The sequence below is a fragment of the Nocardiopsis sp. NPDC006198 genome, from assembly GCF_040613895.1.
Taxonomy (GTDB): Bacteria; Actinomycetota; Actinomycetes; order Streptosporangiales; family Streptosporangiaceae; genus Nocardiopsis; species Nocardiopsis tropica.
The window spans coordinates 18,489-44,137 of sequence record NZ_JBEXSY010000012.1 but is presented as its reverse complement, the minus strand read 5'-3'; the positions used below and the strand labels follow the sequence as shown (position 1 = coordinate 44,137).

Annotated in this window: 21 protein-coding genes; 9 read left to right on the top strand and 12 right to left on the bottom strand. The window is 73.9% G+C overall.

Annotation, left to right across the window (positions count from 1 at the left end; translation table 11 throughout):
- Window positions 1-29 precede the first annotated feature (29 nt).
- Both ABZ234_RS10955 and ABZ234_RS10950 read right to left on the bottom strand, forming a co-directional pair.
- Window positions 30-1,295 (bottom strand): APC family permease, encoded by a 1,266-nt coding sequence (locus ABZ234_RS10955; protein WP_267944501.1) that lies wholly within the window; start codon window positions 1,293-1,295, stop codon window positions 30-32.
- A 342-nt stretch (window positions 1,296-1,637) separates the two neighbouring features.
- Window positions 1,638-2,144: a dsRBD fold-containing protein gene (locus ABZ234_RS10950; protein ID WP_267944502.1), complete on the bottom strand. Its 507-nt coding sequence runs from the start codon at window positions 2,142-2,144 to the stop codon at window positions 1,638-1,640.
- Window positions 2,145-2,284: 140 nt separating this feature from the next.
- Between ABZ234_RS10950 and ABZ234_RS10945 the strand changes: the two genes are divergently transcribed.
- From ABZ234_RS10945 to ABZ234_RS10930, 4 genes are all read left to right on the top strand, one after another.
- A complete protein-coding gene (locus tag ABZ234_RS10945) occupies window positions 2,285-2,941 on the top strand; it encodes a methyltransferase (RefSeq protein WP_267944503.1) in 657 nt (218 codons plus the stop codon).
- A 122-nt stretch (window positions 2,942-3,063) separates the two neighbouring features.
- The gene (locus ABZ234_RS10940; RefSeq protein ID WP_267944504.1) at window positions 3,064-3,624 is read left to right on the top strand and encodes a TrmH family RNA methyltransferase; all 561 of its coding nucleotides are present in this window, start codon (window positions 3,064-3,066) and stop codon (window positions 3,622-3,624) included.
- 235 nt (window positions 3,625-3,859) lie between these two features.
- Window positions 3,860-5,242 carry a hemolysin family protein gene (locus ABZ234_RS10935; protein WP_267944505.1) on the top strand — a complete coding sequence of 461 codons (1,383 nt, stop codon included), beginning with the start codon at window positions 3,860-3,862 and terminating at the stop codon, window positions 5,240-5,242.
- Entirely contained in the window at window positions 5,239-6,249 is a 1,011-nt protein-coding gene (locus tag ABZ234_RS10930; protein ID WP_267944506.1) for a hemolysin family protein, read from the top strand. The genes ABZ234_RS10935 and ABZ234_RS10930 overlap by 4 nt, the downstream gene beginning before the upstream one ends.
- 304 nt (window positions 6,250-6,553) lie before the next feature.
- Here the strand turns inward: ABZ234_RS10930 and ABZ234_RS10925 are convergent, their stop codons facing one another.
- From ABZ234_RS10925 to ABZ234_RS10915, 3 genes are all read right to left on the bottom strand, one after another.
- Window positions 6,554-6,982 carry an organic hydroperoxide resistance protein gene (locus ABZ234_RS10925; RefSeq protein WP_267944507.1) on the bottom strand — a complete coding sequence of 143 codons (429 nt, stop codon included), beginning with the start codon at window positions 6,980-6,982 and terminating at the stop codon, window positions 6,554-6,556.
- Window positions 6,983-7,047: 65 nt separating this feature from the next.
- Window positions 7,048-7,539 (bottom strand): MarR family transcriptional regulator, encoded by a 492-nt coding sequence (locus ABZ234_RS10920; RefSeq protein ID WP_267944508.1) that lies wholly within the window; start codon window positions 7,537-7,539, stop codon window positions 7,048-7,050.
- A 150-nt stretch (window positions 7,540-7,689) separates the two neighbouring features.
- Window positions 7,690-9,237, bottom strand: a complete 1,548-nt coding sequence (locus ABZ234_RS10915; protein WP_355011856.1) for an aldehyde dehydrogenase family protein — start codon at window positions 9,235-9,237, stop codon at window positions 7,690-7,692.
- Between the two features lie 201 nt (window positions 9,238-9,438).
- Between ABZ234_RS10915 and ABZ234_RS10910 the strand changes: the two genes are divergently transcribed.
- Both ABZ234_RS10910 and ABZ234_RS10905 read left to right on the top strand, forming a co-directional pair.
- Complete coding sequence (locus ABZ234_RS10910; RefSeq protein WP_355011855.1) at window positions 9,439-10,533, top strand: pyroglutamyl peptidase; 1,095 nt, start codon at window positions 9,439-9,441, stop codon at window positions 10,531-10,533.
- Window positions 10,534-10,676: 143 nt separating this feature from the next.
- Window positions 10,677-12,314, top strand: coding sequence for a polysaccharide deacetylase family protein (locus ABZ234_RS10905; protein WP_355011854.1), 1,638 nt, complete (start codon window positions 10,677-10,679; stop codon window positions 12,312-12,314).
- A 147-nt stretch (window positions 12,315-12,461) separates the two neighbouring features.
- Here ABZ234_RS10905 and ABZ234_RS10900 read toward each other — a convergent pair whose 3' ends face one another.
- Window positions 12,462-13,874, bottom strand: coding sequence for an aldehyde dehydrogenase family protein (locus ABZ234_RS10900; RefSeq protein ID WP_355011853.1), 1,413 nt, complete (start codon window positions 13,872-13,874; stop codon window positions 12,462-12,464).
- Window positions 13,875-13,933: 59 nt separating this feature from the next.
- Between ABZ234_RS10900 and ABZ234_RS10895 the strand changes: the two genes are divergently transcribed.
- Window positions 13,934-14,587 (top strand): TetR/AcrR family transcriptional regulator, encoded by a 654-nt coding sequence (locus ABZ234_RS10895; RefSeq protein ID WP_355011852.1) that lies wholly within the window; start codon window positions 13,934-13,936, stop codon window positions 14,585-14,587.
- Between the two features lie 183 nt (window positions 14,588-14,770).
- Here ABZ234_RS10895 and ABZ234_RS10890 read toward each other — a convergent pair whose 3' ends face one another.
- The 4 genes from ABZ234_RS10890 to ABZ234_RS10875 all read right to left on the bottom strand — a co-directional run bounded on the left by ABZ234_RS10890 (window position 14,771) and on the right by ABZ234_RS10875 (window position 18,954).
- A complete protein-coding gene (locus ABZ234_RS10890; protein ID WP_355011851.1) occupies window positions 14,771-16,231 on the bottom strand; it encodes an aldehyde dehydrogenase family protein in 1,461 nt (486 codons plus the stop codon).
- Window positions 16,232-16,323: 92 nt separating this feature from the next.
- Entirely contained in the window at window positions 16,324-17,172 is an 849-nt protein-coding gene (locus tag ABZ234_RS10885; protein ID WP_355011919.1) for an ABC transporter ATP-binding protein, read from the bottom strand.
- 64 nt (window positions 17,173-17,236) lie between these two features.
- Complete coding sequence (locus tag ABZ234_RS10880) at window positions 17,237-18,094, bottom strand: ABC transporter permease (RefSeq protein WP_267944515.1); 858 nt, start codon at window positions 18,092-18,094, stop codon at window positions 17,237-17,239.
- Window positions 18,091-18,954 (bottom strand): ABC transporter permease, encoded by an 864-nt coding sequence (locus ABZ234_RS10875; RefSeq protein ID WP_355011850.1) that lies wholly within the window; start codon window positions 18,952-18,954, stop codon window positions 18,091-18,093. Before ABZ234_RS10875 ends, ABZ234_RS10880 begins: the two co-directional genes overlap by 4 nt.
- A 295-nt stretch (window positions 18,955-19,249) precedes the next feature.
- Here ABZ234_RS10875 and ABZ234_RS10870 point away from each other — a divergent pair, with 295 nt between their 5' ends.
- On the top strand, window positions 19,250-20,413 hold the full coding sequence (locus ABZ234_RS10870) for a 4-hydroxybenzoate 3-monooxygenase (protein WP_267944517.1): 1,164 nt from the start codon (window positions 19,250-19,252) through the stop codon (window positions 20,411-20,413).
- Window positions 20,414-20,494: 81 nt separating this feature from the next.
- Here the strand turns inward: ABZ234_RS10870 and ABZ234_RS10865 are convergent, their stop codons facing one another.
- Both ABZ234_RS10865 and ABZ234_RS10860 read right to left on the bottom strand, forming a co-directional pair.
- Entirely contained in the window at window positions 20,495-21,160 is a 666-nt protein-coding gene (locus ABZ234_RS10865; protein ID WP_355011849.1) for a lytic polysaccharide monooxygenase, read from the bottom strand.
- 751 nt (window positions 21,161-21,911) lie between these two features.
- Complete coding sequence (locus ABZ234_RS10860) at window positions 21,912-23,720, bottom strand: protein kinase (protein ID WP_355011848.1); 1,809 nt, start codon at window positions 23,718-23,720, stop codon at window positions 21,912-21,914.
- Between the two features lie 586 nt (window positions 23,721-24,306).
- On the opposite strand from ABZ234_RS10860, the gene ABZ234_RS10855 reads away from it, so the two are divergent.
- Window positions 24,307-25,560 carry a cytochrome P450 gene (locus tag ABZ234_RS10855; protein ID WP_355011847.1) on the top strand — a complete coding sequence of 418 codons (1,254 nt, stop codon included), beginning with the start codon at window positions 24,307-24,309 and terminating at the stop codon, window positions 25,558-25,560.
- Window positions 25,561-25,649 lie beyond the last annotated feature (89 nt).

Below are 25,649 nucleotides of genomic sequence, written 5' to 3'. Positions count from 1 at the left end.
GTGCCGCCGGGGAGGCCCGCCGGGGCCGGCTAGCGCAGCGCGAGCCGCTCGCGCAGCCACCACAGGCCCGCTCCGGCGGCCAGGACCGCCATCCCGGTGATGACCGCCGGCAGCGGCAGGCTGCACGCCAGGACCACGCACCCCACCAGCCCGGTCAGGGGGACCAGCAGCGGCGGGCGGGTCTCGTCGGGGCCCAGCCTCAGCGCCGACGCGTTGGTGATGGCGTAGTACACCAGGACGCCGAACGCCGAGAAGGCGATCGCGCCGCGCAGGTCGGCCACCAGGACCAGGACGACGACCGCGGCCGCGACGGCGATCTCCGCGCGGTGCGGCACGCCGTGGCGCTCGTGGACCGCGGCCAGGGCGCGGGGCAGGTGCCCGTCGGAGGCCATCGCCGCGGTCGTGCGCGAGACCCCCAGGACGAGGGTGAGCAGCGCGCCCAGGCTGGCCACGGCGGCGCCCGCGGCCACCACCGGGACCATCCACGGGAACCCGGCCACCTGGACGGCGTCGGCCATCGGCGCGGCGCTGGTCGTGAGGCGCTCGCGCCCCAGCACGATCAGCAGGCCGGTGCCCACGACCAGGTACAGCGCCAGCACGCCGCCCAGGGACAGGGCGATGGCGCGGGGGATGGTGGTCCCGGGGTCGCGGACCTCCCCGCCCAGTGTCGCCACCCTCGCGTACCCGGCGAACGCGAAGAAGATCATCCCGGCCGCGCCCAGCACGCCGAAGGACCCGGGCCAGGGCCCCAGGCCGTCGACCTCGGCCACGGCCGCCAGCCGGCCGCTGAGCAGCATCGTGACGACGACGGCGGCCAGGACGGCCAGGACCGCGCCCAGCATGAGCTTGAGCACCAGGGTCGAACGTCTCAGGCCCCGGTAGTCGAGGGCGGTGACCGCGACCACCGCTGCCACCGCCAGGGGCTTCTCCCAGCCGGGCAGGACGTAGGCGGCGAAGGTCAGCGCCATGGCGGCGCACGAGGCGACCTTGCCGACGACGAAGGACCAGCCCGCCAGGTAGCCCCACAGCTCCCCCAGGCGCTCGCGCCCGTAGACGTAGGCCCCGCCCGACTCGGGGTGGCGGGCGGCGAGCCTGGCCGAGGAGACGGCGTTGCAGTAGGCGACGGCGCCCGCGATCAGGATGGCCACGGGCAGCCACGCCCCCGCGCCCAGGGCCGCGGGGGCGAAGACGGAGAAGACGCCCGCGCCGAGCATCGAGGCCGCACCGATGGCGACGGCGTCGACGGTACCGAGGACCCTGGCGGGTCTGGCCTGGGGCCCGGAAGGGGTGGTCAACGGGGTCTCCTTGCGTGAGTACTCCCGGCTCGCGCCGGACGGCGACGCGCTTCTCCCCGGAGTTCGTCCGGCAAAAGCACAGCGGTACCTCGGAACGTGACGTCGGGCCTTGTGCTGCTCGGGTGAATCCGCCCCTCGTCGTCCGTTCCCTGGCGGACACGACGAAGTCCCAGCCCGTCCGGGGCTGGGACGTCCCCCCGCCGAGGGGGCGGGAGTCGTGCCCGACTTCCGAGTGTGCCCGATGCCGGTGACCACCGGGTGCAAACCTCCTATGGCGGAGGTGGCCGGTTCCGGACCTCCGGGCGACCCGGGCGGGCGAGCGGCGGCCGTGCCTCCCGGGCGTCAGGTGGGACGCCAGGGGGTCCCGGTGTTGTCGTTGATGTCCTCCGCGGCGACCTGGCGGAGTTGGCGTGAGAGGTCGGAGAGCGCCCGCGAGACTGCGAGTTCCTCACCGATCTCCGGGACGTCGAGGTCGGTGGGGTGCTTGCGCGACATGCCGTGTCCGCGCAGAGCCGTACCGTCGTCGGCCACCAGCCCGACCTCGGCCCAGGTGCGCGCGCTCTCGCCCTCGTTCTCCTCCTCGACGACGACGTCGACGTTCCAGCGCTTGGTCGTGTGCATTGCGTCCGTCCCCTCTGCCTCCGCGCCCGTGCCGCCGGGCGGGTGTTCGATGTGGGCGTCCGGCCCCGGGTAGACCAGGGCGTCGTGCCCGCCTTCGGCGTCGGACCAGTGCACCTGGTACGGGGGCGACCCGCCCGCCCCCCGGATCCCGGTGACGACGCCGGTCCTGCGGTGGGCGTCGTCGCGCGGGCTCTCCACCACCAGTCGGTCCCCTACCTCTGCTCGCATGGGATACCCCACAAACCTCGGATACCTCCATCTTCCGCACTGTCCCGGGCACGGTCTCCGGGGTTGGGGATTTCGTTCCCCCGGGCAGGTGAGGTTTTTGCCGGTACGCGGCGCGCCACGGGCCCTGGTAGCGTCACGGCGTGGCCCAGCACTACTTCGACTCCGACCCCGACGCCGCCAGCCGGCCCTCCACCGCGGACCTGGTCCTGCCGGACCTGCACCTGCGCCTGAACACCGACCGGGGCGTCTTCTCCCCCGACAGGGTCGACCTCGGCACACGCGTGCTCCTGGAGACGGTCCCGGCCCCGCCGGCGGGCGGGCGCCTGCTCGACCTGGGGTGCGGCTACGGCCCCGTCGCCCTGACCATGGCCTCACGCGCCCCGGGCGCGACCGTGCTGGGCGTGGACGTCAACTCCCGCGCCGTGGGCCTGGCCCGGCGCAACGCCTCCGACCACGGGCTGGACAACGTCCGGTTCGCGGTCGTCTCCCCCGAGGGGGAGCCGGTGCCGGAGCAGGACCGGGAAGGGGCTCCCGCGCCCCTGGCCGAGGACCTGCTCGGCCCCTTCGACGCGCTGTGGTCCAATCCGCCGATCCGGGTGGGCAAGGGCGTGCTGCACGCGATGCTGCGCACCTGGCTCGGCCGGCTCTCCCCCGAGGGCGTGGCCCACCTCGTGGTCCAGCGCCACCTGGGGTCCGACTCGCTCCAGAAGTGGTTGGACGCCGAGGGCCTGCCCGCCGAACGTGTGGCCTCCCGGGCCGGCTTCCGGGTCCTGGCCGTGCGGCGTTCGGCCGACTGAGAGACGTTTTGCCTGGATGTGTCAGGGGTCATGCGTGCACGCGGGCCCGCTGACCGGTAGCCTGTTGCGAACATCCGCACACCGGGACCGCCCGGGTACACCCGCTGAGGAACACACCGCAGTTGAGCACGCAGTTGCGCCCCACCGACGTCAAACGCCTCAACCGTGAATGGCGTCGGCGCACCGAGGGGCGACTCGCCCTCATCGTCGAATCCGTCACCCAGCCCTTCAACCTGGGATCGATCCTGCGCACCTGCGCGACCTTCGGGGTGGACCAGGTCTGGCTCACGGGCAACAGCGCGGACCCCGACGACCCCAAGGTCGGCAAGACCGCCCTGGGCACCGCCGCCAAGGTGAGCCACACGCGGCTCTCCTCGACCGCCGAGGCCCTGTCCGCGGCGCGGGCCGACGGCTACAAGGTCGTGGCCGTCGAACTGGCCCGGGGCGCGGTGCCGCTGCACGCGGCCCCCCTGGAGCCGGACGTGTGCCTGGCCGTCGGCGCCGAGGACCACGGCTGCTCCCCCGCCCTCCTGGCGGGCGCGGACGCCGTCACCTACATTCCCCAGATCGGGCGGGTGGGATCGCTGAACGTGGCCGTCGCCACCTCGATCGCCCTCGCCGAGGCCCGCCGTCGCGAGTGGGTCTCCTTCGGCGAAGAGGCCGACGCTCCCGTCGGGAGCTGAGCGTCCGGGAACTTTCCCGGCGGCTTTTTCGTCATTCCATCGCAGTACCAACACCAGTCACACACTCAACGCGTGTCAGCGCAGAGAGAGGAACAGTGGACCCGTCCCGAAGTACCAGCAGCATCCCTCACGGATGCTGTGACCCAGACCTCGACGAGCCTCCTTCTCCGAAGGGTGCGCACCCTCGTAGCAACCAGGATCCGACCACGAACCGGAACCAGGCGGTGCGTGCCCGATGATGAGCACAGTCCTCAGTATCGCCTTCGGATTCCTGGTGGTCTTCCTGATCACCGTGGCGACGGGCTACTTCGTCGCCCAGGAGTTCGGCTACATGGCCGTGGACCGCTCGCGCCTGCGGGCGAGGGCCGCGGCCGGTGACGCAGGGGCCAAACGGGCCCTGGACATCACCAACCGCACGTCGTTCATGCTCTCCGGCGCCCAGCTGGGCATCACCGTGACCGCCCTTCTGGTGGGTTACGTGGCAGAGCCCATGATCGGCCAGGGCATCGGTGAACTCCTCGGCGGCGTCGGGGTGCCCACGGGCGCCGGCGTCGCGATCGGCACCGTTCTCGCCCTTGTCTTCTCCACCGTCATCCAGATGGTCTTCGGTGAGCTCTTCCCCAAGAACCTGGCCATCGCCCGGCCCGAGCCCGTGGCACGCTGGCTGGCGCTGTCCACGGGGATCTACCTCAAGATCTTCGGTCCGGTCATCTGGCTCTTCGACCAGGCCGCGATCCTGCTGCTGAAGGCGGTGCGGATCGAGCCGGTGGAGGACGTCCAGCACGCGGCGACCGCCCGCGACCTGGAGAGCATCATCGCCGAGTCCCGCGAGAGCGGGGACCTGCCCGCCGAGCTGTCCACCCTGCTGGACCGGACCCTGGACTTCCACGAGCGCACCGCCGGGCACGCGATGATCCCGCGTCCGGAGGTCACCACCGTGGAGGAGGGCGACCCGGTCAGCCGGGTCGTCGAGCTGATGGCCTCCGACCACTCCCGCTTCCCGGTCCTGGGCGACGGGGTGGACGACATCGTGGGCGTCATCTGCCTGCGGGACGTGCTCGCCCAGGGCGACCGCGACTTGTCCGACGTCAAGGTCAGCGAGGTGGCCCGGGAGACCGTCATGGTTCCCGCGTCCCTGCCGCTGCCCGTGCTGCTGGACCAGCTGCGCGAGGCGGGCGAGGAGTTCGCCTGCGTCGTGGACGAGTACGGCGGCCTGGCCGGGGTCATCACGACCGAGGACCTGGCCGAGGAGCTGGTCGGCGAGATCGCCGACGAGCACACCCCGGAGGAGGAGTCCCCGTCCTACCTGGACGGCGAGGGCTCCTACCTGGTCCCCGGCGCGCTGCACATCGACGAGGTCGAGCGGCTGATCGGGCACGACCTGCCCGAGGGCGACTACGAGACCGTCGGCGGGCTGGTCATCCACGAGCTGCACCGGCTGCCCGAGACGGGCGACCGGGTGGACATCGCCCTGCCCCGTCCGCCCAGCGCCCATGAAGGCGACCCCGACATGGCGCTGACCCTGATCGTCAACACCGTGCAGAGGCACGTTCCGCACACCGTGGAGCTGCGCCTGCGCGAAGCGGCCGAGAACGGCGCCGAGGAGGTGCGCGCATGAGTGACATGAACGTGTGGGTGGCCATGGCGGTGACCGCGGTCATCATCGCGTTGAGCGCGTTCTTCGTGGCCATCGAGTTCGCCCTGGTGGCGGCCCGCCGCTACCGGTTGGAGGAGGCCGCGGAGACCAGCGCCTCGGCGCGGGCGGCTCTCAAGAGCGCCCGCGACCTGTCGCTGCTGCTGGCCGGATCGCAGCTGGGCATCACGCTGTGCGCCCTGGCGCTGGGCGCGATCTCCAAGCCCGCGGTCCACCACCTGCTGGAGCCGCTGTTCGGCGGCCTGCCCAGCACGGTGGGGTACGTGGTCTCGTTCGTGGTGTCGCTGATCATCGTGACCTTCCTGCACCTGGTCGTGGGCGAGATGGCGCCCAAGTCCTGGGCGATCTCCCACCCGGAGAAGTCGGCGATCATGCTGGCGATCCCGATGCGGGCGTTCATGTGGTTCACCCGCCCGGCCCTGCTGATGCTGAACGGCATGGCCAACTGGTGCCTGCACCGGCTGGGTGTGGAGGCCGTGGACGAGATGTCCTCCGGCCACAACCCGGACGACGTGCGGGAGCTGGTGGAACACTCCGCCAAGGCGGGCGCCCTGGACGCCGAGAGGCGCGCCCAGCTGGCCACCGCCCTGGAGGTGAACTCCCGCCCGCTGAGCGAGATCGTCACCCGGCGCGAGGAGATCGCCTCGGTCGCCCCCGAGGACGGGGTCGAGGTCATCAAGCAGGTGTCGCGCAGCTCCACACACCTGAGGCTGGTGGTCATGGACCGCGAGGAGCCCGTGGGCGTCCTGCACGTGCGCGAGGCCCTGACGAGCCCCGCCGGGACGACCGCGGCGGACCTGATGCGCCCCGTGCTCACACTGCCCTCGGGCACGCCGATGTACGCGGCGATGAGCATCATGCGGGAGAGCCGCAGCCACCTGTCGCTGGTGGAGGAGGACGGCGAGGTGATCGGCCTGGTCACCCTCCAGGACATCCTGGACCGCCTGCTGCTGCTGGAGACGGCCGCCTGACGAGGGCGGAACCGGTGCGTCACGGGGGCCGGGAGGGACCGAGGGGTCCCTCCCGGCCCCTTCGCACGAGCGGGTCGCCGCGGGGGCTGCACGTGCGCCCGGCGGCCTGGCGCACGCGTGAGGGGGAGGGCGCTCACGCGCCCTCCCCCTCGTCGCGGATCGTGCCGGATGCGGCGGCCGGGGCCCGCCCTCCGCCGCCCTCCCCTGCCAGGGGCGCGTGCGGGCGTCGAACCCCGGCCGGCGGGCACGGGGACCGCCGGGGGCGGGCCCCCGCCCCGTACCGGCCGCGCCTGCGGTCGGCGCGTCAGGCGGTCTTGACCACCAGGTCGACCTCGATGTTGCCGCGCGTGGCGCGGGAGTAGGGGCACATCTGGTGGGCGGCCTCGACGAGCTCCTCGGCCTTGGCCTGCTCCACGCCGGGGATGGTGACGGTCAGCTGCACGGCGATGTCCAGGCCCTCGTCGGACTTGCCGAGCGTCACCCGGGCCTCGATGAACGAGCCCTCGACGTCGGTCTTGGACTGGCGGGCCACGTTCTTGAGCGCACCGTGGAAGCAGGCTCCGTAGCCGACGGCGAAGAGCTGCTCGGGGTTGGTGCCGAGGCCGTCGTCGCCGCCCACGCCCTTGGGCACGGACAGGTCGACCGCGAGGCGCCCGTCGTCGGTCTTCCCGCTGCCCTTACGGCCCTCGCCGGTGACGGTGGCGTTGGTGGTGTACATGGCCTTGTATGCCATTGCTTGCCTCTCTCCCGGCTCCGCACGCGCGGAGCCAACAGTGGTGGGTTTCTTCCGGTGCGTGGTCAGGTTCCGGGCGCTTCGGCCGTGTCGCACGGGGCGCGCCTGCTCGCGGCCGTCTCCACCGAGAAGGTGAGGCGGCCGAGCGCGTCCCGCAGCTCGCGGGCCTGGGCGGCCGTCAGGTCCGTGGCGCAGACCAGCCGGCCGGGGATGTCCGTCGCCCGCTCCCTCAGGGCGAGGCCCCGCGGGGTGGCGGTGACGCGGACGACGCGCTCGTCGGTGGTGCTGCGCTCCCGGGTCAGGAGCCCGGAGGCCTCCAGCCTGCGCAGCAGGGGGGAGAGCGTGCCCGAGTCCAGGTGCAGGGCGCGGCTGAGCTCCTTGACCGTGAGCGTTCCGCGTTCCCACAGGACGATCATCACCAGGTACTGGGGGTAGGTGAGTCCCAGGTCCCCCAGCAGCTCCCGGTACAGCCCGGTCAGGGCCCGGGAGGCGGTGTAGAGGGAGAAGCACAGCTGGTTGTCCAGCGCGAGGGGGTCGCCCTCGTCGGGATGCGCCACGGTGTTCCCTCCTGCCTCGCGGGCCCCCGCGCCTGCGGGCTTGCCGGTGGCACCACCGTAGCAGAATTCAGTTGCACACAACATGGTTGACCACAACTTTTTGTGCGGAGCGCTGTCCGCGCCCCGCCGCGGGGCGCGGACAGCGGGGTGTCACAGGAAGCGGACCCCCTGGGCCAGGGGCAGCTCTCCGCCGTAGTTCACGGTGTTCGTCGCCCGGCGCATGTACGCCTTCCAGGAGTCCGAGCCCGACTCGCGGCCGCCCCCGGTGTCCTTCTCACCGCCGAAGGCGCCGCCGATCTCCGCGCCGGAGGTGCCGATGTTGACGTTGACGATCCCGCAGTCGGACCCCGCCGCCGACAGGAACCGCTCGGCCTCGGCCTGGTCCTGGGTGAAGATCGCCGACGACAGCCCCTGCGGCACGCCGTTGTGCAGCTCGACCGCCTCCTCCAGCGTGCTGTAGGCCAGCACGTACAGGACGGGCGCGAAGGTCTCCTCCCGCACCACCTCGGTCTGCGCCGGCATGCGCACCACCGCGGGCTCCACGTAGTAGGCGTCCGCGGCGGCCTCCTCCCACCTGCGGGCGCCGCCCACCAGCACCTCGCCCCCGTCGGCCTGCGCGCGCTCCAGCGCGGCCCGCATCGCGGTGTGGGAGCGCTCGCCGATCAGGGGACCCACCAGGGTCGACTCCTCGAAGGGGTCCCCGATGCGGTCGCGCAGCTGCTTGTAGGCGTCCACGACCCGCCGGGCGACCTCGTCGGCCACGTCCTCGTGCACGATGAGCCGCCGCAGGCTCGTGCACCGCTGCCCCGCCGTCCCCGCCGCGGCGAACACGCTCCCGCGCACCACCAGGTCCAGGTCGGCGGACGGGGCGACCACGGCCGCGTTGTTGCCGCCCAGCTCCAGCAGGTAGCGGCCCATCCGCGCGGCCACACGCGGCGCGACGGCGCGGCCCATCGCCGTCGACCCGGTCGCCGACAGCAGCGCCAACCGCCCGTCCTCCACCAGGGCCTCACCGACCTCGCGGCCCCCCAGCACCAGCCGGTGGACGTCGGCGGGCGCGCCCACGTCCTCCGCCGCCCTCATCAGGAGCCCGTGGCAGGCGAGCGCGGTGAGCGGGGTCAGCTCCGAGGGCTTCCACACCACCGTGTCGCCGCACACCAGCGCCACACAGGTGTTCCACGACCACACGGCCACCGGGAAGTTGAACGCCGTGATCACACCGACCACGCCCAGGGGGTGCCAGGTCTCCATCAGGCGGTGGCCGGGCCGCTCGGAGGGCATGGTGCGGCCGTACAGCTGCCGGGACAGGCCCACCGCGAGGTCGCAGATGTCGATCATCTCCTGGACCTCGCCCAGGGCCTCGGAGTGGATCTTGCCCGCCTCCACGGTCACCAGCGCGGCCAGGTCCGCCTTGTGCTCGCGCAGGAGCTCGCCCAGCCGGTGCACGAGCCGGCCCCGCACGGGCGCCGGGGTGTCCCGCCACCGCGACGTGAAGGCCTCGTGGGCGGCAGTGACGGCCCGCTCGGCGGAGGCGGCGGTGTCGAACTCGACGGGGAAGAGGATCTGTCCGGTGATCGGCGTCCTCGCCACCCCGGCGGCCCCGACCGGCTCGCGCAGCCGCTCGACGCCGCACCGTCCCAGGGCGTCCCTCGCGCGCTCGGCGAGTCGCTCGGTGTCGGGGAGGGCGGAAGTGTCCATGTGATTCTCTCTCCGTTGAGAGGGCCTGCGGTCACCACACACCCTGCCAAGTCCGAGCCGCCCGGTCCAGCCCCCGGGACCTGTTCCGGGACGCGCCGCACACCCCTGCCACAGCGGGGTTCGGGCGACGTTAGACTCGGCTGGCTCCACCCCCCGGATCCCCGCACACGCCAGCCCCGCCTTCCGACAGACAGCGACCCCGTGCACCACGACACCACGCCCGAAGAGGACCGCGCCGGGCTCCCCGAGCCCCGCCGCATCCTGGCCCGTTCCGGTTTCGGCGCAGCCGAACCCCTGTTCAGCGCCGACCTGCGCGCCGCCAACGACCTCGCCCAGGCCCGCGAGGCGGTCTCCGCACACGCCTCCCGCCTGTGGACCGAGGCCACACGCACCGACGTCGACGGCCCCGACGACCGCCCCCCGTACTGGGCACGGCTGGTGCTCGCCGCCCGCCTGCGCACCTGGAGACCGGGGTTCGCGCTCTCCGAGGCCGAGCGCGCCGACCTGCTGCACCTGCTGGAGACCGGCTCGCGCGGGATCACCGACCTCGACTTCCCTCCGGGCGAGCGGTGGATCCGGATCGTCGTGACCGGTTTCGACCCCTTCCGCCTGGACGAGGACCCGGGGTGCTCCAACCCGTCGGGGGCCGCGGCCCTGGACCTCAACGGATGGACCTTCCCCGTGGGCGGGCGCACCGCCGTGGTACGCACCGCCGTGTTCCCCGTGCGGTGGGCGGACTTCGACGCCGGCCTGGTGGAGGAGGCCCTGGCCGACCAGCACGGGCGCGCCGACGCCGTGGTCACCCTCAGCCGGGGGCGCCCCGGGCGGTTCGACATCGAGGAGTGGAACGGGATCTGGCGCGGAGGGGGGCCGGACAACGTCCGCGAGGTCCGCACCGGCCGCGCCCCGGTGCCCGGCCCCGACGCGCCGGAGTGGACGCGCTCGTCGCTCCCCGGCGCCAGGATCGCGGAGGCCACCGCGGGGCGCCCCTACCCGGTGGTGGTCAACACCGCGGTCACCGAGGTCCCCGCCGGGGCCGACGAGCAGAGGGAGCGGCCCGACGGCCCCAGCGAGGGCTCCGCCGCGCGCCGCGGGGGCGGCGGGAACTACCTCTCCAACGAGATCGCCTACCGCAACACCCTGCTCCGGGACCGCTCCGGGTGGGATGTCCCGGCCGGGCACGTCCACCTGCCCAAGGTCGCGGACCCGGGCGAGAACGCCGCGGTCCTGGCCCAGGTGCGCGAGATCGTGCGCACCGTGGCCGAGGCCGCGGGGGCCGCTCCCCCGACGGCCTGAGGGGTCGGCCGACGGGGCCGCGGAGGCGTTCACGGTCCCGTTCGTCCTGGTGAGTGCATCGAATTGGCCAATTCGGTCCCCAGAGTGCTCCAGGAGACGCGCGGTGGTCCTCCCCCGGCCGGGCGCTTCGATATGGTCCCCCCGTGGCTGTCACCTCACTGCGACGAAATCTCTCTGTCAGCGCTGCCCTGGGCCTGCTCCTGGTCCCGGGCTGCCATGCCGCGGACCAGGCGCTCCCGTACGCCGAGGCGGTCCGCACCCCGGTCGACGAGATGCCCGGCCTGGAGTCGGAGACCCTGTCGGTGACCACCGACCACAGTGTGGTGAGTTACCGGTATCCGCTGCTGGGCGGCGCGCCCGCGCTCATGACCGAACTCCGCACCTCCATGGCCGAGCGGCAGACGGCTTTCCTGGAGGAGCTTCCCGGGGGCGGCACCCCGGAACTGCACCAGGACGTGGCCCTGCTGGCCGCCTCCTCCGAGGTCGTCGGGGTGCGGCTCACCGCGGCCGCCTCCGCGGGGACCAACGACACCTTCGACGCGCGCAGCCTGTGGTACGACGTCGCCGGGGAGAGGGTCCTGCCCTGGACCTCGCTCTTTCGCGACGAGGCCGCCATCGAGCAGGCGCACCTGGAGGTGGCCGGGATCCTGGAGGACAGCTACCACCTCCCGGTCCAGGAGATGCCGGGCCTGGTCGGCGAGGTCGCCGCCCGGGCCGCGCAGAACGGGGAGGAGGGCGAGGAGGGCACCGACACCGCCGCCGCCGATGGCGGCGCCCCGTCCCCCGGGGACGCCCGGGACGGGGGGCCGGACGGGGGCGGCGAGCCCCTGGACCTGACCGACCCGGAGCAGGCCGCGGAGGCCGCCGAGCGCTGGGCGGGCTCCCCTCTGGAGGACCTGGCGTTCAGCACCGCGGGCGGCCTGGCCGTCCGCATGGAGGCGGCCGACGTGCCGGGCGCGGGCCGTGTCGACGAGGTGCTGCTGCCGGTGGAGCCCGGGGACGCCGAGGAGCTGCTGTCCGAGCTGGGCTACCACGCCCGCGAGGCCGCCCTGGGCCGGAACACCGCCGACGAGGACTTCCCCCTGGGCGGGGGGCTGAGCGCCCGGGCCGGCGCCCTGGACTGCGAACGCCTCAAGTGCGTGGCCCTGACCTTCGACGACGGGCCCGGCGAGCACACCGACGAACTCCTGGACATCCTCGCCGAGTACGACGCCCGCGCCACCTTCTACGTGCTGGGGTCCCTGGTGGGCGAGTTCCCCAAGCCCCTGGAGCGCATGGCGGCGGAGGGGCACGAGCTCGGCAACCACACCTGGAAGCACGACGACCTCGCGGGCATGTCGGGCGAGGCGGTGCGGCGGGACATCGAACGCACCAACCAGGCCGTGAAGGAGGTGATCGGCTCCGACCCGCCGACCATCCGCCCGCCCTACGGGTCGCTCAACGGCACGGTGCGCGAGGCCGTCGACCAGCCGCTCATCCTGTGGGACGTGGACACCCTGGACTGGCAGAGCCGCGACACCGGCGCGATCAGCGAGCACGCGCTGGAGCACTCCGTGCCCGGCAGCGTCGTCCTCTTCCACGACATCCACGAGACGTCGGTGCGGGCCATCCCGGACGTGCTCTCGGGGCTGCACCGGGAGGGCTACCACTTCGTGACGGTCACCGACATCTTCGGCGCGGACGCGCTCACCGCGGGCAAGGTGTACACCGACGCCCAGCCCGCCGGACAGGACGGCGGGGACGGGGACGACGGGGGCGGAGAGGGCGGCGGCGGGGACTGATCCCGGGGATCGCATCCGCGGCCCGGTCCGGGCTCCCACGGGGCCCCGGTCCGGGCCGCGGGCGCGTGGCAGGTCCCCGGCGGCGGGCCCGCGGGCCGCGCTCCCGCCGCCGTGGAGTTCCGCGCGGCCCCGCCGGCCCGGCCCCGGTCACAGGAGCTTGCGGAGCAGCTTCTCCTTGACGCCCGTGATGGGCGCGTAGGCGACCTTCATCGTGTCCATGAAGAGCGACTTGTCGAGCACCGACTTGGTGTGCGAGAACGTGTCGATCGAGGCCGTCGAGTGGTAGGCGCCCATGCCGCTGTCCCCCACGCCTCCGAAGGGCAGGCCGGGGACGGCCAGGTGGGCGATGGGCAGGCCGAACGCCAGGCCGCCCGAGGAGGTCTCGGTCGTCAGGCGCCGCTTGGTCAGGTCCGAGGCCGTGAACCCGTACAGCGCCAGCGGCTTGTCCCGCTCGTTGACGAAGGCGATCGCGGCGTCCAGGTCCGGCACCCGGACGACGGGCAGGATCGGCCCGAAGATCTCCTCTCCCATCACGGGCGAGTCGGGGTCGACGTCGCCCAGCACCGTGGGGGAGATGTAGAGCCGCTTGCGGTCGCGCTCGCCCCCGGCCGTCACCGTCCCGCTCTCCAGCAGGGCGGACAGCCGGTCGAAGTGGCGCTCGTTGACGATGCGCCCGTAGTCGGCGCTGCGGGAGGGATCCTCGCCGAACATCTCCGTGATGGCGGCCGCCAGCTCCCGCTGGAGGGGTTCGGCGGTGTCCCCGATCGCGAGCACGTAGTCGGGGGCCACACAGGTCTGGCCCGCGTTGGTGAACTTGCCCCAGGCCAGGCGCCGTGCGGTGACCGCCAGGTCCGCGCCGGGCTCGACCACGGCCGGGCTCTTCCCGCCCAGTTCCAGGGTGACGGGGGTCAGGTGCTTGACGGCCGCGGCCAGGACGATGCGGGCCACCGCGCCGTTGCCCGTGTAGAAGATGTGCTCGAAGCGCTCCTCCAGCAGGGCGGTGCTCTCGGGGATGCCGCCCTCCACCACCGCGATCGCCTCGCCGTCCAGGTACCGGGGCACCAGCTCCCCCAGGACTGCCGAGGTGGCCGGGGCGAGCTCGCTGGGCTTGACCAGGGCCGCGTTGCCCGCCGCGATCGCGCCCACCAGGGGCGCCAGCGACAGGTTGACCGGGTAGTTCCAGGGCGCCACGATCAGCACGGTGCCGAGCGGCTCGCGGACCTTGCGCGCCCTGGCCGGGGCCAGGGCCACCGGCACCGGCACCCGCTGCGGGCGCAGCCACGACGCCAGGTGCTTGAGCGTGTGGTCGATCTCGTTGACCACGAAGCCGATCTCGGTGGTGTGGGCCTCCACCGGGCTCTTGCCCAGGTCGGTGTACAGGGCCTTCTCCAGGGCCGGCCGCTCCTCGGTGAGGAGGCGCCGCAGCGCGCGCAGCTGGGCGCGCCGCCACGCGATCGGCTTGGTGCGTCCCGACGCGAACGCCGAGCGCAGCCCTGCCACGATCGGCGGGATGTCGGTGGTCAGGGTCAGCGGTTCGGCGGGGGTGTCGGTTGTCGTCATGAACCGATGGTAAACGAAAGTGTTTCGTTTCCAACAGGGCGCTCGCATAGGATTCCGGTATGACCACCGACCATCTGCCCGGCGTCTCCCGCACCCCCCGCCGGGGGCGCCCGCGGGACGCCGCCCGGGACCGCGCGCTGATGGACGCCACCCTCGCCGAACTCCAGGCCAACGGCTACAGCGGCCTGACCACCGCGGCCGTCGCCAAACGGGCCGGGGTCTCCACCGCCACCCTCTACCGCCGCTGGCGCTCCAAGGAGGACCTCGTCGTCGGCGCCGCCCGCGCCTGGGCCGAGGAACTGGGCCCCGACCGCGACACCGGCGCCCTGCGCTCGGACCTGAGCGCCCTCCTGCACGACAAGGCCGCCGCCCTGGACGGGCCCTCCGGCCGCCTCCTGCGCGCCGTCCTGGGCGAGGCCGCCCACAACCGGGCCCTGGCGGACGTCCTCATGGACCAGTTCGTCATGCCCCTGCAGGAGCGGGTCGGCGCCGTCCTGGACCGGGCGGCCGGGCGCGGGGAGATCCCCCCGGTGGAGGACGCCCTCGTGGTGGGGGAGATGGTCATCGGGCCCATGGTGAGCCACACCTTCCTCATCCCCCACACCCCGGGGTCACGGCCGGGCGTGGACATGGCGGAGCGGCTGCTCCCCTACCTGCTGAGGGCGCTGGGAGCGGCCACCGCGCCCGTGCCCGAGGCCGCCGGGCGGGAGTGAGGAGCGCGGGCCCTCGAAGGGCCCGCGGCGCCCGCCTGCTCCGCCTCGGCGCGGACCGCGAGGGCGCGGGCGCGTGGCACGCTGCCCCGCCCGCAGGCCCCGGAACCCGGGGACCGGGCCCCGGCCGCCGGGGAACCGGTGGGGGCTCCGAGATCCCCGCGGCCCCCGCCGCCGGGCGCGGGATCAGAACGGGTAACGGGCCGGGTCGGCCTGCATCGTCACCCACTGGGTCTCGGTGAACGCCTCCAGGTTGGCGCGGGTGCCGCCGAAACGGGACCCCGTCCCGGAGTCGCCCACACCGCCGAAGGGGGCGACGGCCTCGTCGTCCACGGTCTGGTCGTTGATGTGCACGATCCCGCTGGGCACCCGGTCCGCGATCTCCATGCCGCGCATCGGGTTGCTGGTGAGCACACCCAGGGACAGGCCGTACTCCGAGGAGTTGGCCAGCTCCACCAGCTCGTCCACCGAGGAGAAGCGCACGACCGGGGCGACCGGCCCGAACACCTCCTCCGCGTAGGCGGGGGTCGCGGCGTCGACCCGGTCCAGGACGGTCGGCCGGTAGAACAGCCCCTCGTAGGTCCCGCCCGCGCGCAGCTCGGCCCCGTGGTCCACGCTGCCCGTGACCAGCGCGTGGATCTTGTCGCGCTGGCCGGCGTCGATGACCGGTCCGAGCGCCGAGCCGTCCGACTCGGCGTCTCCCACGGTCAGAGCGTCCGCCCTGGCCGAGAGCCGGTCCACATAGGCGTCGGCGACGGACTCGTGCACCAGGTGGCGGCCGGTGGTCATGCAGATCTGCCCCTGGTGCAGGAACGAGCCCCAGGCGCCGACGGAGGCGGCCGCGTCCACGTCCACGTCGTCCAGGACCACCAGCGGCGAGTTCCCGCCCAGTTCCAGGTGGACCCGCTTGAGGTGGCGCCCGGCCGCCTCTCCGACCCTGCGCCCGGCGGCGGTGGACCCGGTGAAGGAGATGACCCGCACGTGCGGGTCGGCCACCAGGGCCTCCCCCGCGGCGGCCCCTCCGGGCAGCACCTGGAAGACGCCCTCGGGGACACCCGCCCTGCGGAAGACCTCGGCCATGACGGCGCCCCCGCAGACCGCGGTGCGCGGGTCGGGCTTGAGGATCACGGCGTTGCCGACGGCCAGGGCCGGGGCGACCGAGCGGATGCCCAGGATCAGGGGCACGTTGAACGGGGCGATCACACCGACCACCCCGGCCGGCACCTGGCGGGAGAAGCTCAGCCTCGGCTTCCCGGTGCGCAGGATCTCGCCGTGCGGCTGGGAGGCCAGGGCGGCGGCCTCGAAGCACTCCCCCGCCGCCACGTGCACCTGGAAGCCGGCCATCCCGGCCGCCGCGCCGCCCTCGCGGCGCAGCCACCCCATGATCTCGCCGGCGTTGGCCTCCAGCAGGTCTCCGGCGCGGCGCAGGACGGCGGCCCGCTCCTCGAAGGACGCGGCGGCCCACCCCCTCTGGGCCCGGGCGGCCCGCGCGGCGGCGTCGCGGACGTCGTCGGCGTCGGCGATGCCGGTGCGTCCCAGCACCTCCCCGCTCGACGGCGAGACCACGGGGGCGTCACCGCCCTTGGCCGGGGTCCACGCCCCGGTGAAGACGGCGGAGGTGAAGTCCTCGGAGGCGATCAGGGTCACGGTGTGTCTCCTTCGACGGTTTCCCGCGCGTGCGTGCGGGAGCGGTTCGGTGGGGCCGGTGCACGGGACCGGCGCCCGTGGACGGTGGGCGGTCAGCCCGTCGGGGACCCGCCGGCGACCGGGCTGCCCTCCCGGCCCCCGGTCCGGTCCTGCGGGCGTCCGTCCGCCCCCGCGGCGCCCCTCTTCGCCCTCTGGATCTCGGCGTAGACGCGGGTGCGCAGCTCGGTGAAGCGACCGTCCCGGCGGGTGGTGAGCTGGTCCCGCCCGGCAGGCAGGTCGACGGTGACGTCGTCCTGCACCACGGTCGGCGAGGAGGAGAGCACGAGGACCCGCTCCCCCAGGTAGACGGCCTCGTCGATGTCGTGGGTGACGAACAGGACGGTGACCCCGAGACGCTTCCAGAGCGCGCGGATCAGGTCCTCCAGGTCGGCACGGGTCTGGGCGTCGACGGCGGCGAAGGGCTCGTCCATGAGCAGGACCTTGGGCTCGTAGGCGACGGCGCGGGCGATGGCCACGCGCTGCTGCATGCCGCCGGAGAGCTGCCAGGGGTAGGCGTCGGCGGATCCGGCCAGCCCCACCGCCTCCAGTGCCTCGCGGACGAGGCCGGTGCGCCGCTCCACGGAAAGCCTCTTCTGCTTCAGCGGCAGTTCGACGTTGGCGCGCACACTCATCCACGGGAAGAGGCTGCGCCCGTACTCCTGGAAGACCACGGCCATGTCGGGCGGCGGCGCGGTGACGGGGCGGCCTTCGAGCTCGACGGTGCCGCCGGTGGGCGGCATGAGCCCGGCGATGCACTTGAGCAGGGTGGTCTTGCCGCAGCCGGAGGGACCGACGAGGCAGACGAGTTCGCCCTCGGCGAGTTCGAAGGTGAGGTCGCGGACGGCCTCGACGGCGACGGCTCCCCCGTCGTAGACCTTCCGGAGGCCGGTGACCTTGAGCATGGTGGGGCGTTCTCCCTCGTGGTCGGTCGTGGTCGTGGTCGGTTCCGCGGCGGCGCCCACGGGCTCACCCGCCCCGGTTCGCGGCGCGCAGGCCCCGGTACCAGCCCAGGACGCGGCCCTCGACGAGCTCGAACAGCGCCGACAGGGCGAAACCGATCAGGCCGAGCAGGACCATGCCCGCCCACATCTCGGGGATGGCGAAGCTGCGCTGGAACTGGACGATGGCGAACCCCAGGCCGCTGGAGCTGGCGAACATCTCGCTGATGACCATGAGGATGATCGCCAGGGCCAGGGCCAGGCGCAGCCCGGCCATGATCTGCGGAGCCGCCGAGCGCAGGACCAGGACGCGCAGCCGTGTGGCGCCGGTGATGCCGTAGCAGCGGGCGGTGTCGGCCAGGACCGGGTCCACGGCGCGCACGCCCTCCACGGTGTTGAGCAGGACGGGCCACACGCAGCCGGAGACGATCACCATGACCTTCATGGAGTCGTCGATGCCGGCCAGCAGGATCATCAGCGGCACCAGGACCGGCGGCGGGACGGCGCGCAGGAACTCCAGGACCGGCTCCAGGAGAGCCCGGGTCCGGGGGGACAGGCCCAGCAGGACCCCCAGGCCCACACCGAGGACCGCCGCGACGGTGAAGCCGGTGAGCAGGCGGGCGATGCTCGGGAGCACGTCGGTGAAGAGGCGTTCGGAGAACCACAGCTCGACGAAGGCGGCGGCGATGAGGTCGGGGGTGGGCGTGTAGTAGCTGTCCGAGGCGGCACCGGCGTAGGCGTAGACCCCGACGAGCACGACGGGGAGCAGGAGCACGTGCAGGGTGCGCAGGCCCAGCCGGCCCGCGGCGCCGCGGCGCGGTCGCGCGGCCGGGGCCCGCGTCCCGGCGCTGTCGTCGGACCGGGCGGTCCCGAGGGGACGGTTCATGCCGCTGCCTCCCCGCGGACGGACGCGTGCCAGTGCAGGACGCGGCGTTCCAGGGCGCGCACCCCGGTGTTGACCAGGACCCCGAGGCCGCCGGTGGCGACGATGAGCGCGTAGACCGAGGCGACGGCGCCGCTGGACTGGGCGACGGCGATCTCGCGGCCCAGGCCCGGGGAGCCGATGACGAGCTGGGCGGTGACGGACAGGATGAGCGCGACCGCCGCGGCCAGGCGCAGGCCCGTCATCAGGTAGGGCAGGGTGGTGGGCCACACGACGTGGCGGACGCGGGCCAGGCGGCCGAGCCCGTAGGAGCGCGCGGTCTGCTCGGCGACGGGGTCGACGTCGGCCACCCCGTACAGGACCTGGATGTAGAGGAGCCAGAAGGAGGCGTACACGACCAGGAGCAGGGTGGAGCGCAGGTCGGTGCCGTACATGAGGACGGCGAGCGGGATGAGCGCGACCGAGGGGATGGGGCGCAGGAAGTCCACCGTGGAGTCGGTGAAGGCGCGCACCCGGGGCAGCGAGCCCAGGGTGAGGCCGAGCAGGACGGCGGCGGCGAAGGCGATGGCCAGGCCCAGTGCCCATCCGGTGAGCGTATCGCCCACGGCCGCCCAGAAGGCGGCCGTGGCGGCGCGTTCGGCCAGGGTGGCCAGGACCTCGGAGGCGGGCGGCAGGTGGCGGGCGGAGACGGCTCCCAGGCGCGGCGCGGCCTCCCAGAGCGCGAGGAGGGCGGCGATGCCCAGGGCCCCGAGGAGCGGCCTGTCGGGGCCCGCGCGCGCGGCCCGGCGCGTGCGGGCGCCGCCGCCCGCGGGTGCGGCCGGCGGTGCGGCCCCGGGGGTGAGGACTGCCGGCCCACGGCGCATCGGCGCTCCAACCGCGTCGGGGTGGGCACCGGCGCCCACCACTGTACGTTTTGCGAACACTTGTTCTTTTGGCGAACATAGGTGATGCGGCTCACCGGGTCAAGATGTGGCGCGGGCGCATTTCGACGCCATGGACGCCGACGGCGGGACGGCCGCGCCCGGGCGGGACGCTTCGGGATCCGCGCCGCCGGACGGGCCCACCGCCCCTCCTGCTCGTTCGTCATGTGAATATGTGTTCGCATAAGGAACTTCTGTGGCACCCGGGCGCCACGCCCGACCGACGAGGGGACACCTGATGCGCACACGCGTCGGCATCATCGGAGCAGGGCCCGCCGGCCTCCTGCTCTCCCACCTGCTGCACCTGGCCGGCATCGAGTCGGTGGTGCTGGAAACGCGGGACCGCGCCTACGTCGAGGCCCGCCAGCGCGCGGGCGTCGTGGAACACGGCGTCGCCCGCCTCCTCCGCCGCAGCGGTCTCGGCGAGCGCATGGACCGCGAGGGCATCACCCACGACGGCATCGAACTGCGCTTCGACGGCCGATCCCACCGCGTGGACTTCTCCGACCTGTGCGGGCGCAGCGTCGAGATCTGGGCGCAGACCGAAATCGTCAAGGACCTGACCGCCCGGCGCCTGGCCGACGGAGGACAGGTCCTCTTCGGGGCCCGGGCCACCGCGATCGAGGGGATCGAGACCGACAGCCCCCGCGTGCGCCACACCCTGGAGGGCCGGGAGGAGGTGCTGGAGTGCGACTACGTGGCGGCCTGCGACGGCTTCCACGGGATCGGGAGGCGCAGCCTGCCCGAGGGCGTCGTCCGCACCTTCGAGCGCCTCTACCCCTTCAGCTGGCTGGGCGTGCTGGCCGACGTGCCGCCCTCGTGCGAGGAGCTGGTCTACGCCCGCCACGAACGCGGCTTCGCCCTGCACAGCATGCGCTCGGAGGAGGTGAGCCGCCTCTACCTCCAGGTGCCCAACGGCACCGACCCCGACGACTGGCCGGAGGAGCGGGTGTGGGAGGAGCTGGCCGAGCGCATGGCCGTGCCCGGCTGGGAACTGCGACGCGGACCGCTCACCTCCAAGGGCCTGACCCCCATGCGCAGCCTGGTCACCGAGCCGATGAGCCACGGGCGCCTCTACCTGGCCGGGGACGCCGCGCACATCGTGCCGCCCACCGGGGCCAAGGGGCTCAACCTGGCGCTGCACGACGTGGCGCTGCTCGCGGAGGGCCTGCGCGCCCGGTACACGCACGGCGGGACGGGGGCGCTGGAGGACTACTCGGCCGCGGCGCTGCGCCGGGTGTGGCGGGCCGAGCACTTCTCCTACTGGATGACCACGCTGCTGCACACCTCGGGCGACGCCTTCGACCACCGCCTCCAGCTCTCGCACCTGGAGTACCTGGCCTCCTCCCGGGCCGCCTCGACCCAGCTGGCGGAGAACTACACCGGCCTGCCCCGCCCCTAGAGGCGTTCGGCGGCGGACGCGGGCACGTCGGCCGGCCGTGCCGTTCCCCCGCGCGGGGAACGGCACGGCCGGGGCGGCGGATCACCCGAAGACGACGTCCGAGCAGTTGTAGAACGCCTCGGGGCTGTCCGAGCGCTCCCACACCACGTACACGATGTGCTGGCCCTGCCGCTCGGGCAGGTCGACGTCCCAGTAGTACTCGGCGCCCTGGACGCCGCCCTGGCGCAGCGGCGGGTCGGTCACCTCGTCGATGAGCTCCAGGTCGTCCCAGGCGAGCGGGGAGCCGGGGTCCCACCCCTCCTCGGTGACGTAGGTGAAGAACGTACCCGGGTGCTGGGCCCAGGCGTTGTGGTGGAACTCGACCGTCTGCCCCGAGGGCAGGCCGGTGGTCGGCCAGTCGGTGCGCGCCGCGTTGAACGCGGAGAAGGCGGGAGTGGGCCCGCACAGCTCGCCGTCGGCCACGACCTCCTGGTGGCGGCCGTCGGCGTCGCTGATGAGGTTGCCGAACCAGTTCCAGAACGGGTACGAGCCGCCCTCGGCCAGGGCGTCGGCGCAGGCGGGGTTGGTCGGCTCGACGTTGCCGCCCGCGCCGCCCTCCAGTCCGTCGACGTAGCAGGCGTAGGTGCGGCTGGCGGGGTAGGTGAACGCGCCGTGGGCGGCGGCGGGCTGCGGGGCGAGCGACACGGCCAGCGCACCTGCGAGGGTGCCGGCCGCGGCGATCGCGCCCGCCTTGGTCACAGTCTTCACGGGGGGTCTTCCTTTCCGTCTGCGGGCCTGTCCGCCCGGCCTCCCGGCGGCTCCTCGCCCTGCCCGTTCCGGGTGGACCCGGCGAGGGCCCCGGCAGGGCTGCCCCGACCGCCCCTTTTCCTCGCACGATGGCGGCGCCCGCCGAGGAATCGGCTGCGCCGCCCCGACGGGGGCGGGGGCGTATCGGGACTTTCGTGAGCACCATGAACGGGCATTCATTTTGGGAACGCTCCCATGGCCTTGCACGGTGCAAGTTAACAGGAACGACACAGGCCCACAACGGGTCCTGGAGAAGAATTTTCGCGGTACGGATCGAACCGGACACGCTGAGCTACAGGCCCTTGCGGAACCCCGTCCGCCCTCGCAAGGAACGTGCGCCCCTGACGTGCGTCGACCACCGCCCGGGCACCCGGGGCCGCCTCCGCGCGAGCCCACCGCCGCGAACGCCGGAGTGCGCAAAGGTCAGTGTGTTCGCACCCTCAGGAAAGTATTCGGAACCGTGTCCGGCGAGGCCCGCCGACGCGCACCGCACGGGGTGGCGCGGCCCCCGTGCGCGAGGGGCCCGGGGACGTGGCCGGGGCCGCCCCGCCGACGGGGACCGCCCCGCACCCTCCCCGGGCGGCCGCCCGGCCGGACCGGTGCCCCCGGGCGCCCCCCTCCGGGCGGAGCCGAGCAGGCCCGAGGGCCCGCTCCGCTCCCACCGGCACGGCGCCCCCGGTCGGCCCGGGCCCCCCGGGAGCGCCCTCCCCGGTCAGCCCCAGAAACCGAAGCTGTACAGCAGGCCGTTGGTCGCCGCGACGACGCCCAGGGCGAGCACCGCCCCCGTGACGAACGAGGTGCGCAGCGAACGCACCAGGAACTCCAGCGACACCAGGTTGTTGAGGAGGAAGTAGCCCAGCATCGTCGCGTGCCAGAACCCGTCCATCGACAGCGGCTCGAAGTAGTAGGCCGAACCGGTCCACACATCCGTCTCGGTCGTGAACCACGCCCACGCCAGGGCCGCACCGTACCCCAGCGGGATCTGGATCAGCGGCAGGATCAGCAGCGGCAGGAGCTTGACGAAACCCCACAGGCCGGGCTGGTCGGCCCGGCGCGCCTCGGACTGCGCCCTGCGGGCCGCGTCCTGCTCCGCGCGCAGGCGGTCGCGGTGCACGCGCTCGGCCTCCTGCCGGCGGCGCTCCTCGATCCTCTGCTCCTCCATGCGGCGCCGCTGCTCCTCCTGCTGGCGCTGCTGCTCCGCGGCCAGGCGGCGCTGCTCCTCCTGCTGCCGGCGGCGCTCCTCCTCCTGGCGCCGCTGGTGGGCGCCGGTGTCGGCACGCCCGCCGCGGGGCCCGCCGTACAGGTCGGCGTAGGGGTCGTCCGCGCCCTGGTCGCCGTACGCCTGCCCCTGCTGGTACTGGGACGTGGCCCCCTGCCCGTACGGGGAGGCCGTCTGTCCGGGCTGCTGCTGCGTGGGCGGGAACTGCGCCGTGGGCTGGTACCCGCCCGGCGCGGAACCCGCCCCGTGGCCGGCGCCCTGCGTGCCCGCGACCCGGGTGGCCTGGTCGTCGCCGAACGCCCCTGCCGCGGCGGCTCCCCCCAGGGCCCCGGCCGCACCGCCCAGGGCGGCCGCGCCGCCGGCGCCGAGCACCTCCGTGCGCTGGTGGCCGCCGGTGGCCTGCGGGTCCCCCGCCGAGGTCGCCAGCGCCCGGTTGACCTTGGCCACCTGCTCCTGCACTCCCGCCATCACCGCCGGGGGCAGCCAGGACGCCCCGGCGTGCACATCGCCCAGGTAGTCGAGGATCTCGCCCGGCCCGGGCCGCCCCTGCGGGTCCTTGGACAGGCAGGCGGCGACCAGGTGGCGCAGGCTCTCGGGCACCGCCGACAGGTCGGGCTCCCGGCTGATGATGCGCATGACCATGGTGGGCATGTTGCCCTCGCCGAAGGGCCCGGTGCCCGACGCCGCGAAGGCCAGGACGGCGCCGTAGGCGAACAGGTCGCCGGCGGGCGTCAGGTGCTCCCCCTGCACCTGCTCGGGGCTCATGAACCCCGGGGTCCCGATGATGGACTGGGTGGCGGCCGTGCCGTCCGTGGCACGGGCGATGCCGAAGTCGATCACCCGCGGCCCGTCCTCGGACAGCAGCACGTTGCCCGGCTTCAGGTCGCGGTGGATCAGGCCGACCCGGTGGATCTCCACGAGCGCCTCGGCGAGCCCCGCGGCGAGCACCCGCACACTCGCCTCCGGGAGCGGCCCGTACGCCTGCACCGCCTCGTCCAGGGGCAGCGAGGGAACGTAGGAGGTGACCAGCCACGGCACCTCGTCGTCGGGACCCGCGTCGATCACCGGGGCGGTGAACGCCCCGCTCACCTGGCGGGCCGCGGTGACCTCGCGCGCGAAGCGCTGGCGGAAGGAGGCGTCCGCGGCCAGGTGCGGATGGATGCGCTTGACCGCGACGGCCCGGCCGGCGGCCGAGCGTCCGAAGAACACCTGCCCCATGCCGCCGGCGCCCAGGCGCCCGATCAGCCGGTACCGGCCAATGCGTTCGGGGTCAGTGTTCTCTAGGGGACCCAACGTCCTCATCCTCCGACTCTGCCGCGACTGTCGTCCCGCGACTGCGCTCCCGGGACCCCCGCGATCGTAGCCAACGGCGGGTGGCGCGCCGACCGCGGACCGACCCCCGCGTCCGCGCGGGAAGGGGCCCAGTCTAGGGGGTTCGGCCGACACGGCACCCCTCCCTCCCGGAAGCGGGGGCGCGTGTCCGCCGTTCGCCGGACCCCGCCGGAAACGCCCCGGCCGACCGCGAAGTTCCCCCCTGGCCGCCACCGGCCAAGTTGCCGCACGCAGTGGCTGCGGCCCTCACGTCACACCTAGTGTCGTCCACATCACCCCCACTCGCACGGAGGACGCCGCGGACGCCGGCCCGGGGACGGCGTCCGGCCCTGCACAGGACCGCCACGGCGGCCCCCCACCGCGCCCGCGGGGCGGGGACGCGTGCGCGAGGGAAACGGGGGACCGGGTACGCGCCCTCCGGCCCGGACCCCTCGGAACGGCACAGCGACCCCGGCCCGCCACCCGACAGCCGCTCCCCCGCCGCACCGCGTGCGAGGACGGGCCCCGCCCGCCCCGGCCGGGAACGCCGGAGCACCGAGGAGAGGACCACACGGCCATGCAGACCATCGACGCACTGCGCATCGACGCCCGGCTGCGCGCGGCCCACAGCCTGTCATGGCTGTCCGCGCAGACGGGCGACCACCCCAGCCGCCTCCTGCACCACCCCTGGCGCGACAACCCCTACCCGACCTACCGGCGGATGCGCTCCCAGGGCCCCTTCACCACCAGCAAGCTCGGCTTCCGCTCCGCCAACACCTACGAGGCGGTGAGCACCCTCCTGCGCAGCCGGGACTTCGGCGTGCAACCGCCCGCCGGGGCCGCCCTCCCCGGACAGTTCGACATCATCGACCTGTCCTTCCTCATGCTCGACCCGCCCGAGCACACCCGTCTGCGCGCCCTCGCCCGCCCCGCCTTCAGCCCGAGCCGCATGGCCGGGTACCGCACCGAGATCGAGAAGATCACCCACGAACTCCTCGACACGGCGACCGCCCGGCGCGACTTCGACCTCATGCGCGACTTCGCCCAACCCCTGCCGATCGCGGTGATCAGCCGCCTCCTGGGCATCCCCGAATCCGACGACGCCCGGTTCGTCCGGATCGGCCACACCATCGGCGGCGCCCTGGACGGCGCCCGCTCGGCGGGCCACCTGCGCCGGATCGACGAGGCCTCGGCCGAACTGGACGCCCTCTTCGACCGGCTCATGGCCGAACGGCGCGCCCGCCCCCGCGAGGACGTGATCTCCGCCCTGGTCGCCGAGGCCGACGACGGCGCGCTCACCCCCGCCGCACTGCGCGCGATGTGCCGCCTGCTGCTGGTCGCCGGGTTCGAGACCACGGTCAACCTGATCGGGAACGGGGTCATGGCCCTGCTGCGCCACCGCGAACAGTGGGAACGGCTGGTGCGGGACCCCGGCCTGGCGCCGGGGGCCGTGGAAGAGGTCCTGCGCTTCGACTCACCGGTGCAGATGACCACCAGATGGGCGCACACCGAGTCGACCGTGCAGGGCAGGCGACTACAGCCGGGCGACTACGCACTGTGCCTGATCGGGTCCGCCAACCGCGACCCGGACCGCTTCGAGGACCCCGACCGGTTCGACATCACCCGCGAGGACGCCTCCGACCACCTCTCCTTCTCCAGCGGCGCCCACTACTGCCTGGGAGCCCCGCTGGCCCGCCTCGAGGGCGAGATCGCCCTGCGCGCCCTCGCCGAACGGCTCCCGCGCCTGCGGCCCACCGCCGTCCCCACCCGCCGCGGCACCACCGTCGTACGCTCCCTGTCCCGGTTCCCCGTCACCACCGGCACCCCCTGAGGAGGAGCCCCCGCGCGACACGCGCGACCCGACCCCGGCGCGCCCCAACGGCACACAGGCCCAGCGAGAGGAACCCCGGTGGAACCGAG